The organism is Paenibacillus sp. 01T422 (assembly GCF_056398785.1).
In genome coordinates this window covers 1-11,940 of sequence record NZ_JBFTQB010000098.1, presented here as the reverse complement: position 1 = coordinate 11,940, position 11,940 = coordinate 1, and the positions used below count along the sequence as shown (strand labels likewise).

Genomic DNA, 11,940 nt, shown 5'->3' with positions numbered 1-11,940 from the left:
GTTTGCACGCTTTTCTTAAAGAAACCGTTTCGCACTTCATTAAAAGCTAGAGCCAATATAATGGGAAGTGGAAACCCGATCGCAAGCTCATAAAGACTGAGGCTAAATGTATTCCATAATAAATCCCAGAAGTAGTAGGAATGAAAAAACCGCTCAAAATGTGCGAACCCTACCCAGTCACTCCCAAAGATTCCCTTGGACGGCGTGAAATTTTTAAAGGCAATCTGAATCCCGTACATCGGTCCATATTGGAAGATCAGGAAATACAGAAAGGCCGGGGCGATAAATAAGTACAGTTCCCAGTTTTTCTTCATTCTTGCACGCAGTGAACCGCTGCTTGACACCTTCGTCTTTCTTGCTGTCTGACCACTCATTGTACTCATTTCCTCCATCCTCTCCTTTCTCTACATGTTGGTTGCTGCTAACGCTTACATTCGTCTTCTAAAGTGTAGAAAAAAACAAGGGCTTTCGTAAATATGTGAAATCTGCATTGTCATTCTTCAGCGCTTCAACGCCTTGATAGTCAAGGAATTATCACTTCTGACTCCCTCGTGATAAACATCTTTGCCTAGTTGTCATTGCAAGTCGAATGGTTATTTTATCGAGGAATTCTATGTCATTTTTTTCGCGCTTAACCTTGTGCAAATCATACATATTGTCAATCACAACGATATGTGTGAATCTGTCTACGAAGTAAAGTAGGAATAACTGATCGTTGGTCACCATTTCTACTTTATAAAAGGAGGCTTTTAATCAATGACTAGAAAAGCAGCTCATCTGATCTCACACAGTCACTGGGATCGAGAGTGGTATATGCCGTATGAGCGCCATCACTATTTACTGACCGAACTGATGAACGATCTGCTATACACGCTGGAGCATGACCCTGAGTACCTTTATTTCCATTTGGACGGACAAACCATTATTATCGAGGACTATCTACAGGTTCATCCTGAAAAAAGAGAGCAGCTGGAAGCCTACATCAAGGCAGGCCGCATCATTATAGGACCTTGGTATGTCCTGCAGGATGAATTCCTGACCAGTTCGGAGGCGAATGTTCGTAATCTGTTAATCGGACATCAGGATGCGGCCAAGTACGGCGTCATATCCAAGCTGGGGTACTTTCCAGATTCCTTTGGCAACATGGGGCAAGCGCCACAATTGTTGAAGCAGGCAGACATCTATACAGCCGTGTTCGGACGCGGTGTGAAACCAACCGGTTTCGACAATGTCGTCATCGATACGAACGGTTCTGGTTATGAATCACCCTATTCGGAGATGTATTGGTCAGCCCCGGACGGCTCCAAAGTAATCGGCATTCTGTTCGCCAACTGGTACAGCAATGGGAACGAGGTTCCAGTTGAAGCCGAAGCAGCCCAGGCATTCYGGGATAAACGTCTTGGCGATACACAGAAGTATGCGTCTACATCGGAGCTGCTGTTCATGAACGGCTGTGACCATCAGCCGATTCAGCAAGATCTGAGCAAAGCTCTCGAAACTGCCAAAGCACTCTACCCCGATGTGGATTTCATCCACTCAAGCTTCGAGCGGTACATCGATGCGCTCAAAAAGCAGCTGCCTGACGACATGGTGACCATTCAGGGCGAGCTGCGCAGCCAGCATACAGATGGCTGGGGCACACTGGTCAATACGGCGTCCGCCCGTGTCTACCTCAAGCAGCTGAATCAGCTGGGACAGACGCTGCTGGAAAAGGGCGCTGAGCCTCTAGCCACGTTAGCCCATCTGGCGAGCGGCAAAACCTACCCGCATCAACTGCTCACGCATGCCTGGAAGACGCTGATGCAGAACCACCCGCATGACAGCATCTGCGGATGCAGTGTGGACGAGGTTCATCGTGAGATGGTCATGCGCTTTGACAAGAGCCGGCACTTGACCGAGACGATTATCGACGAAAGCTTGCAGGCTCTGGCTGGACAAATCGACACAGCAAGCGTAGCTTCCTGGCCGAATGACAGCCTGCCCGTCACGGTCTACAACATGACCGGCTGGGAGCGTACAGGTACTATCCGCATTGAGCTAATCGTCGCCAAGTCCTACTTCAAGGAAGGCCCGAACCCGCCAGCAATTGCGGAGAGGCTGTCCCAGATGCCATTGAACCTAGACAATGGCGTGCTGCTAGACGACCAAGGCCAGGCCATCTCAGCCAAAGCGGAAGATCTGGGCGTACACTTCGGCTACGAATTGCCGAAGGACAAATTCCGGCAGCCTTATATGGCGCGCAGAATCGCGTTGACCTTCGAAGCGCAGCAGGTTCCGGCGCTAGGCTTCAAGACGTGGGCTTGGGTTAGTGAGCCTTCAGCGCCAGTCAAGGCGCCACACAGTCCGCTAATCGTGACGGATTCCGGCATGACCAACGCGCATATAGCTGTTAGCATCCATACAGACGGCTCCTACGATATTACCGACAAAGAGACAGGCCATACCTACGTAGGCATGGGCGTGTATGAAAACTGCGGCGATCTAGGCAACGAATACGTTTTCCGGCAGCCTGACGGAGATGTCGCTTTGACGACCAAAGGACTCCCGGCTCAAGTGAAACTGATAGAAGATGAGCCTTACCGAGCGACATATGAAATCAAACATACTTGGCTTATACCAGCCTCCGCATCGGAGCTATTCGAAGAAGAGAAACGGAAGATGGTTCCCTTCCGCAAGCGTACGGCTTCGCGCTCAAGCGAACTCGTGGCGTTCGAGTTGACCTCCCGTATCAGTCTCGAACAATCCGGCAAAGGCGTGCAGGTGTCAGTGTCCTATAACAACCAAGCCAAAGACCATCGCCTCCGGGTCCTGTTCCCTACTGGGCTGATAGCGTCGACGCATCTGGCCGATTCGATATTCGAAGCTGCTGAGCGGGATACGACACCAGCCAAGGAGTGGATCAATCCGAGTAATGCTCAGCATCAACAGGCTTTCGTCAGCGTATCCAATGGCACACAAGGCCTGTTGATCGCCAATAAAGGGCTGAACGAATACGAAGTCTTGCGCGACGGCGAGAACACAATTGCAGTCACCTTGCTACGCAGCGTATCCGAGTTGGGCGATTGGGGCGTATTCCCGACACCGGAAGCACAGTGTCTTGGTGAACATACAGTCGAGTTCGCGATTTATCCGCATGCGGGCACAGCGATCCAATCAAGCGCATTCGCCTTGGCGTATCAATTCCAATCACCTTGGTTCCACACACTGACGATGGGTCAGCAGGTTGGCTCGCTACCGACAACCTATCAAGCGCTGGAATGGAGTGGCCCAACGCTCGCTTTGTCGGCATTCAAGATGTCCCTGGACCACGACGATATCATCGTCCGTCTATACAATCTCGCCCACGAGGCTGAGCAAGTGTTGCTGAAGCCTTCCTTCCCGGTCGCTTCGGCCTACCAGAGCGATATTCTGGAGCGTCGGCACGATTCGGCCGAGCTCGCAGACGGGTTAATCCGCTCCACGGCGGGCAAGTGTGAGATTATCACCTACGCATTTCAGCACAAGCAAGCTTAAATTTAATCCCACAGGAGGAACATCCATCATGAATTTACCTGCTTCCATTACCGAATTTCTGAACGAAGCCGACCAAAAGCTGGCACACAACCCGAAGCTGCAGAAGCTCTTCAGAAACTGCTTCCCGAACACGCTGGAAACAACGACAAAGCTGCTTGAAGACGGCACCACCTTCGTATTTACCGGGGATATCCCAGCCATGTGGCTGCGTGATTCCACTGAGCAAGTTCGTCACTACATTCCTTTCGCCAAGCAGGATAAAGACCTGCAACGCATCATCAGCGGGCTGATCGCGCGTCAAATGTTCTATATCAACATTGATCCTTACACCAATGCCTTCAATGAAACGCCAAGCGATAAACACTACCGTGACACGGATGATTGCGACCTGAATCCGTGGATGTGGGAGCGGAAGTATGAGATCGACTCCCTCTGCTTCCCTGTTCAGCTTCTGTATACGTATTGGAAGGAAACCGGGATTACTGACGTCTTCACCCATTCCGTTTATCAGGCGTTGACTTCCATCGTAAACGTGCTGATTACCGAGCAGCATCATGACCAAAAATCACTGTACCATTTTACACGCCAAACCAAGCAGCATACGGAAACGCTCCAAAATAACGGGCGCGGTCTTCTGTCCAACTACACCGGTATGACCTGGTCAGGCTTCCGTCCGAGCGACGATGCCAATCTGTACGGCTATAACATCCCGGGCAACATGTTTGCCGTTGTGATCCTCGGCCACATTATCGAAATGGCTACAGATATTTACAACGATACGCGCCTAGCTGCGCGTGCAGAGAAGCTGCGCAAGGAGATCGACTTCGGCATCCAAACCTACGGCATCGTGGACCATCCGAAATATGGCAAAATTTATGCCTACGAAACGGACGGTTACGGCAACTACTGTCTAATGGACGATGCAGGCACACCAGGCCTGATCACGATCCCTTACATCGGCTACACCGGCATCGATGATCCGATCTACCAGAATACGCGCAAGTTTGCGCTTAGCTTCGATAATCCGTATTATTTCGAAGGCAAATATGCCAAAGGCATCGGCAGTCCGCATACGCCGGGCGGTTACGTCTGGCATATGGCCTTGTCTGTGCAAGCATTGACTTCGAGCAATGTCGATGAGATCAAGGAGCTAATCCAGACATTGATCCATACAGATGCGGATACAGGCTACATGCATGAAGGGTTCCATCCAGATGATCCTTCCAACTTCTCGAGACCATGGTTCGCTTGGTCGAATAGTCTGTTCGCTTCCCTGATTTGCAAGGCAATGGATGAAGGACTCGTGTAGGCACTTATCAATGAAAAACTCCCCGTTAGCTATTACAGGCAACGGGGAGTTTTTTATTTGCGATTGCTGGGCCTTTAGGCCACCGTTAGGAGCTACCAAATGCCCTAATGATCCAATGCACTTTGGAGCGTGTACCGGCCACCTCTGGGCAGCCTACCGCCTCCTGTGCTCATCCTTTTACTCATACTCATACTCATACTTCCGCCAAGGCTTTGCTTAGAGGAACTGTGGTCCCCTATTGAGAACAAAATGAGCAATTTCCCCTCTGAGCAGAACTGCAGGGTCTTATTTGACCTCCACGCCACGTTTTTCAGGTCAAATCGCCAAATAGCGAACCGTAGTTCCCCTCCCAGACGGAAAGCTTCCCTTTTCATCGAAATAAGGGATCATAGTTCCCCTAAAGCCACAAACACAATAAAGGCGTAAAGGTCAAATTCACCTCTACGCCCGCTTCTATTCCGTTCTAATTCCAGCTTATTTCGTTATCCTCTAGCTGTTTTTCCAACGATCATAAGCTTTTTGATAAATCTCTTGGAATCTGTCCGAACCCATTTTCTTCAGGGTTTGAACATACTTATCCCAACCGTCCAGCGATTCTTGTCCCGTGGTAAACTTCGCTTCCATCTGCGCAACATACGTAGTAAGATCGGAACGCAATGCCGCCACTTCGCCAGACTCCGCTTCTGTCAAGTACAATGCCGGGAACGGTACGCGTGCGCCACGGTCCAGCAGCTTGGTCTTGGACTCATTTTCCACCCATTTCGCGAAATCGTCCTTCACAGGCTCATCTGGCACGACCATTGGTGAAGCAATACCGAAGTTAGGGGTAATCTTGGAGCGATACGTTTCTCTATCTTCTCCATTTGGTACAGGTAAATACTCAATTTTCGTTTTCGCGCTGTCCGTATACTTCCACAGAACACCTTCTGGCCCTTTGTTAAACAGCATTTGGCCTTCCGGTGAGTACATATAATCTACCCAGCGAATCGACGCTTCCGGAGAACGATTGGATTTGGAGATTGCAAACGTGCCTGTAGAGAAGCCTTTGTTGCTAGCGATAGCCGGAGCGCTCACCTTGTCACTACGAACCGGGCTGAACATGACGTCCTCGGTGCCAGGCTTCCCGCCATGGGACATGTAAGCATGCCAGTCGGAGAACAGAAGCACCTGATCGTTTTTGATCTTCGCTTTCTTCTGATCATCTGTCTGCGAGAAGGATTCGTGATCCAGCAGGTTATCGGCCCATAGCTTGTTGAGGTACGTTACGTAGCCTTTATAAGCGTCTTCAGCCGGTGTATAGTGAACTTTTCCTTTATCATCCACGTACAATTCTTCTTCATACGCTCCAAATGCGCCAAGAATCCACGTACGAATATCTCTCAGCTTGATGCCGGAGGAAGAGGACAATGGAATCTCATCCTTCTTGCCGTTCTTGTTCGGATCTTCGTCTCTGACACGCTTGAGCAAATCGTACAGTTCATCCGTCGTCTCCGGCAACTTGGTCACACCCAGTTCCTTCAGCATTTTGCCGTTGTACCACATTGGATTACGGTACCACGGTTGAAACGGCTCGATGCGTGGAAGCGAATAAATATGTCCATCCGGTGCTGTAATCGACTTACGGATATCCGGTTTATCAGCCAGCACTTTCTTGATGTTCGGAGCGTATTCATCGATCAGCTTCTCCAAAGGAATCAAGATGCCTTGGCTTCCGTAGTTCAGCTCTTCAGCCTGTGTTAGTTTCGACGCGAAGAAAATGTCCGGGTAATCACCGCTTGCGAAAACAAGGTTTTTCTTCGTATCGAAGCTGTCTCGGGGAGCATTACGATAATCGATCTTAATACCCGTAAGCTTCTCCATCTCTTGCATAACCGGCATGTCCTTCCAGTTCTGAATCCCCATATCTGGAGCCATGATAGATAAGGTTAGCGGATTCTTCACGATCGGGAACCCTTCTTTGTTCACTGAGCTTGCTTTCGAATTGGCACTTCCACTTGCAGTGCTTTCGTTCTCTTTTTTACTTGCGCAGCCGCTCAATACGGATAGCGATACAGCTAACACGAGTGCGGACGCCACGACTTGCTTCTTTCTGTTCGACATTGCATGTCCTCCCTTATGGTCATCTTTGAAAGCCGTCATAATTAGCAATGTCCCCTTACGATCCAGGATCTTTTCACCAATTATGATCACGCTTGCAACATATCCTTGCGAGACATAACTGTTTTGGCAAGAATCAAGCTGCTAGCGCTTACAAATTGAAGATTAAACTTCGCAGCCGTTTTAGTAAATATGTCAATTTTGTGCTGTCAAAGACCTTATGCCTACACTGATCCATGTCAGGATGGTTTCGATCGATTAGGCCACAGTAGTAAGCTAGCCGCCGAATATGTGATTTTTGTAAACCTTTTGGCTAGAGCAAAACATACACATTGTAACTTTTTAATTACAATTAATAAAGGACAATCTCAGTCTGCATAAGCGATTTCGTCCACAAAGTCTTGTCATAAGTGTATGGATGCTCGACATAAATAATAATAGATCAGGGAGAATGGACTATTTGATATAGGAGGTACAATGATGAAAGAAAACAATGAATTTCCCCGTAGACCTTCCATGCAGCCATCACAGCCTATGATAAATGATCAGCAGCCTAATGGTCATTCCCCTACACAATGGTCATCTGTTAAACCGGCAGCCTATCATTCGCAAACTGTCGGTGAACGAGGTCCCGTACTGGAACAGGACAGCGTTCTACATGAAACACTGGAAACTTTTATCCATGAAAAAATTCTTGAAAGGCCTGTGCACGTCAAAGGGTATGGCGCTTTCGGGTACTTTCAGACCGTTCATTCCATGGCGACATACACGCAGCTTTGCTTTCTTCAAAACCCTGGTCAGCAGGTCCCTGTCACCGTGAGGTTTTCCTTTGCTGTAAGCAACAAAGGCACTCCGGATACCTCCCGCAATGTGCGTGGATTCTCGACCAAGTTTTATACGGAAAAAGGTGTTTTTGATCTCCTGTGCAATCACATCCCCGTTTTTGCTGTACGGGACGCCATGCGCTTTCCAGAATTCATTAAAGCCTTCTCACCTTCACCAGTAAATAATCTGATCGATCCCCAGCGGTTGTGGAACTTCATAGCGAGAGCGCCTGAGTCGACTCATTTTCTTCTCTGGCTCTATTCCGACGCTGGTACGCTAAAAAGTTTCCGCCATACTCCTGGGCATAGTGTTAACACCTACGTTTGGAAAAATGCTGAAGGCGCCCGCACTTATGTCAAATATCATTGGGTTCCTTTTGCTGGCGTGCAGTACATAGACAGTCAAGAAGCGACTCAGTTGGCCTCTGAGAACCCGGATTTCGCAGGCAAGGATTTAAACGATCATTTAGCAGCAGGCAACACTGTTGAATACGGACTTTATGTACAGCTTATGAGCCCATCTGATGAAGCTGCACTTCCGTTTGATCCATTGGATGATACCAAAGTTTGGGATGAACGGCAATATCCGCTGCTGCCAGTCGGTCGACTTGTGCTGAACCGTAATCCTGATAACTATATGGAGCAAGTGGAGAAAATAGCTTTTTCACCCGCCAATTTATTGGAAGGTGCCGAATTATCGGACGATAAGCTGCTGCAGGGACGTTCTAATATTTACTGGGATTCTCAGCGCCGGCGAATGGGTCCGGATTTCCGTAAGGTTCCTGTCAACCATCAGGCACACTGGTCCCCTGATTCTCTAGTGACCAGTGGCAATGGGAGACACGTGGACGGTCAACTTATGCGATCGGGCATCCCGAAGCAGGATGATTTTACACAAGCAGGCCAGTATTATTACTCGCTCTCTCCTGTGCAGCAAGATCACTTGGTTGCTAATCTCTCTGGGGACCTGTCCGGTATATCCCAAGAAACACAAAAAATTGTGCTGAGCTATCTATATAATGCCTCTACGGAACTAGGAGAACGGGTTGCTAGAGCCGTCCAAATGCATGAACAGGGATAATTTAAAACTAAGAACAGATGACTCCTATAGGATAGGGGTCATCTTTTTTTACCCTGAATCCTTACGCACGAACCTCACTTCTGTCCGTCTGATGAGCAGTTCCGCAATTCCTTTTGCAATAATCTGAACACCTCTCTCAATCAAATCCTCATCCACTTGAGAGATACTGAGACGAATTACGTTGTCTTTGGCGAAATCAGGGAGATACATGCGCTCGGTATGATCCACGAATACATGTTGCTGCTTAAGGTGTTCCTGCAGTTGCTTCGCCTTAATCGGGACAGGCAATTCAATCGTGGAATAGAAACCGGATAAGGAACCCGAGTAGGCAGCGACAGCAGGCAGCCACTTCTGGAACGCTTGCTGCAGGCGCGTAGCCTTCCTGCTGTACAGCTTCCTCATACGCTCGATATGCGCGTTGAACATCCCGCTCTGTAGGTAAATCTCAAGTGCGCCTTGCGTTAGCATCGGCGTATGCACGTCTGCAGCAAACTTCGCTCGAAGGTAATCTTCCCGCAAAGCATCAGGGAGTACGGCCAAGCCGAGTCGGAGTCCGGGCAGCATTACTTTCGAGAAGCTTTTGACATAAATAACTCTGCCAGAAGGATCGTAAGCAAACATCGGGTCTGCCTTAGCATCCGAGTCTAAGTCGCCCATATAGTCATCTTCAAGGATATATACATCATATTGCTGCGCTAATTCGACGATCTTTCGCTTCGTTTCATTCGTATGGCTGTAGCCAGTCGGGTTGTGAAATCTGGAAACTGTGTAGAACAACTTGATATCGTTATGCTTGAAAATCTGTTCCAACTGCGTTAGATCGATTCCCTCGCTCCCTACTTCTATCCCATACGCCTCGCTTCCATGCTGTCGAATAGATTCAATAAATCCAGCATGCGTAGGCTGCTCTAGACATATATTACGCTTGCCACTTGGAAAAGGCAGGGATACCAGCAGATGCAGCGCTTGCTGCGAACCGGATACCACATAAATTCTCTCGGTTATCGTGAATACCTGAAGCTCTTGCAGATGTTTGGCTAGTTGGACGCGAAGCGACCCAAGCCCTTGAATGTCCGAGTACGTGAACATCTCTTCTTTATATCGCTCAATAGCCTGATTGATACAATGTTGGAAATCCCGATAGGGCATCGCATGTCGATCAGGTCCAGCTGCGAGGAAGTCAATGGTGCCATGCACTCCCTCCATCTTTTCCCGTCTTCGATAGCCCTCCACAACATAGAAACCGCTCTGAGGCACAGAGTAGATGATATGCCTTTTCTCTAATTCATTATAAGCCTTCATCACCGTATTTTTGCTGCAAGCGAATTCCTGGGTCAATACACGAATGGAAGGCAGCTTGTTCCCCGGCTTTAATGTTCCTTCCTCAATGTGTTTCATCATCTGATCCACAATCTCTTCGTACAGCATGTTGTTTATCCCCGCTCCTTCCAAACTGTAAGGGTACAATTCAAGAATAATCCCATATAAAATTCATGCCATTACTCGTATACTCAACGTGAAGTAAGTAAATGTTTTCCATTTCTAACCAAAGAGGAGTGATTCAAGATGAAAAAAATGAAGGTTATTGTTCTACTGCTCGTTGCCCTGCTGCTTACAAGTACAGGCTCATTTGCCAGTATCGCGAGCTCTGCTAATGCTAAGCCTGGTATCAAAGAACTCCATGCAGAAGAATTATTCCATGGGATTTCGGGTACGATCGTTATTAAGAATTTGAAGACGGATAAAATGTACACCTATAATCTCCAGAGGAGCACTCAGCGTTTCACACCGGAATCCTCATTCAAAGTTCCTAACGCACTAATCGGCTTGGAAGAACATGCCGTGGAGGATGAGTATGAAGTCAAACGCTGGGACGGGGTCGTCCGGGAATTTGACGTCTGGAATCGGGATCATACCCTAGCTTCCGCCATGAGGAATTCCGCTATCTGGTATTACCAAGCCATGGCTCGGGACATTGGTCCTGAACGGATGCAGAGCAATCTCAATCGAATTGAATATGGCAATCAAGACATTCGTGGTGGTATTGATAAGTTCTGGTTGAACAGCAGCCTAACGATCTCTGCGCAAGAGCAAGCTCAATTCATGGAGAAGCTCGTGGAAGAAACACTGCCGTTCCAAAAGCAAACGATGAAAACGGTCAAACGTATCATGATCGATAACGAACAGGACGCATACACCGTTCATGGCAAAACAGGGACAAGGCTATCTGATCTAGGCCTCGGATGGTATATCGGCTATGTAGAGACCGATAAGACTTCATGGGTATTCGCCACCAACGTAGACAGCAGTGGTACGACTGCCAAGACGATTACCCTCGAATGTCTCAAGCAAATGCACATTTTATGAGTCTCTACCTATTATAAACTCTTCATAAATTTGGAGCACCTATTATTGGGATTAAACAGCAGTATTGCAATTGTTGATGATGGCGCGAACCTGATCGCATTCCATAGAATGGACGGTGCACGAATTGCTGGGATCGAAATCTCCCAAGGCAAAGCGTGGACTAGCGCAGCTATGCAAATGCCAACCGCCAACCTTGCGCAATCAGCACTTCCAGGCTCTCCCTCCTACGGTATCAACACAACCAACCACGGCAAGCTTACCATCCTAGGTGGAGGTATACCTCTCATCAGCAACGACAAAGTCATGGGTGGCATCGGCGTAAGTGGAGGTACAAGCGCTCAAGATATCGAAGTGGCCAATGCCGCCGTTTATGCCTTTACTAGCATGCACGGTGCTAGAGCCCCTTGGTCAGCTAATGCCCGTATCGGTTCTAATTATACGAACGGGTAGGATTTACATCACAGTATTCGAAAACCGAGTTCGAGGCTGTCCCCAGAGTGATAAAAATAGCGAGGGACGCCACTTTTGAGGTTTCATGCCTCTTTGCTTCGTCGCTAACGGACACAAGCGCGTTTATTTGAACAAAATGAAGCCTTTTTGAATTCTAACGGACTCCAATGCAGCTATTCATGCTAACCTTGTCTAATTAGTATGTCTATGGATCGATTAACGGCTCTGGAGTCCGTTATTCATGAATTAAGGGGCAATTATCGAAAATAACGACATTGATGTCCGTTACACATAAGGGT

General features: G+C 48.3%; 7 protein-coding genes and 1 pseudogene. 5 read left to right on the top strand and 3 right to left on the bottom strand.

What is annotated here, in order from left to right:
• Positions 1 to 374 (bottom strand): annotated as a pseudogene (locus tag AC1DUA_RS07840) (sugar ABC transporter permease); the annotation flags it as partial.
• A 382-nt stretch (positions 375 to 756) separates the two neighbouring features.
• Here AC1DUA_RS07840 and AC1DUA_RS07835 point away from each other — a divergent pair.
• Both AC1DUA_RS07835 and AC1DUA_RS07830 read left to right on the top strand, forming a co-directional pair.
• The gene (locus AC1DUA_RS07835) at positions 757 to 3,513 is read left to right on the top strand and encodes an alpha-mannosidase (RefSeq protein ID WP_477499194.1); all 2,757 of its coding nucleotides are present in this window, start codon (positions 757 to 759) and stop codon (positions 3,511 to 3,513) included.
• Between the two features lie 28 nt (positions 3,514 to 3,541).
• A complete protein-coding gene (locus AC1DUA_RS07830) occupies positions 3,542 to 4,822 on the top strand; it encodes a glycoside hydrolase family 125 protein (RefSeq protein ID WP_477499193.1) in 1,281 nt (426 codons plus the stop codon).
• Between the two features lie 489 nt (positions 4,823 to 5,311).
• Here the strand turns inward: AC1DUA_RS07830 and AC1DUA_RS07825 are convergent, their stop codons facing one another.
• Positions 5,312 to 6,922, bottom strand: a complete 1,611-nt coding sequence (locus tag AC1DUA_RS07825) for an extracellular solute-binding protein (protein WP_477499192.1) — start codon at positions 6,920 to 6,922, stop codon at positions 5,312 to 5,314.
• Positions 6,923 to 7,453: 531 nt separating this feature from the next.
• Here AC1DUA_RS07825 and AC1DUA_RS07820 point away from each other — a divergent pair.
• On the top strand, positions 7,454 to 8,824 hold the full coding sequence (locus AC1DUA_RS07820; protein ID WP_477499196.1) for a catalase: 1,371 nt from the start codon (positions 7,454 to 7,456) through the stop codon (positions 8,822 to 8,824).
• A 48-nt stretch (positions 8,825 to 8,872) separates the two neighbouring features.
• Here AC1DUA_RS07820 and AC1DUA_RS07815 read toward each other — a convergent pair whose 3' ends face one another.
• A complete protein-coding gene (locus AC1DUA_RS07815; protein WP_477499191.1) occupies positions 8,873 to 10,252 on the bottom strand; it encodes an aminotransferase-like domain-containing protein in 1,380 nt (459 codons plus the stop codon).
• Positions 10,253 to 10,399: 147 nt separating this feature from the next.
• Between AC1DUA_RS07815 and blaOXA the strand changes: the two genes are divergently transcribed.
• Entirely contained in the window at positions 10,400 to 11,191 is a 792-nt protein-coding gene (gene blaOXA, locus AC1DUA_RS07810; RefSeq protein ID WP_477499195.1) for a class D beta-lactamase, read from the top strand.
• A 45-nt stretch (positions 11,192 to 11,236) separates the two neighbouring features.
• Positions 11,237 to 11,641: a GlcG/HbpS family heme-binding protein gene (locus AC1DUA_RS07805; RefSeq protein WP_477499190.1), complete on the top strand. Its 405-nt coding sequence runs from the start codon at positions 11,237 to 11,239 to the stop codon at positions 11,639 to 11,641.
• Positions 11,642 to 11,940 lie beyond the last annotated feature (299 nt).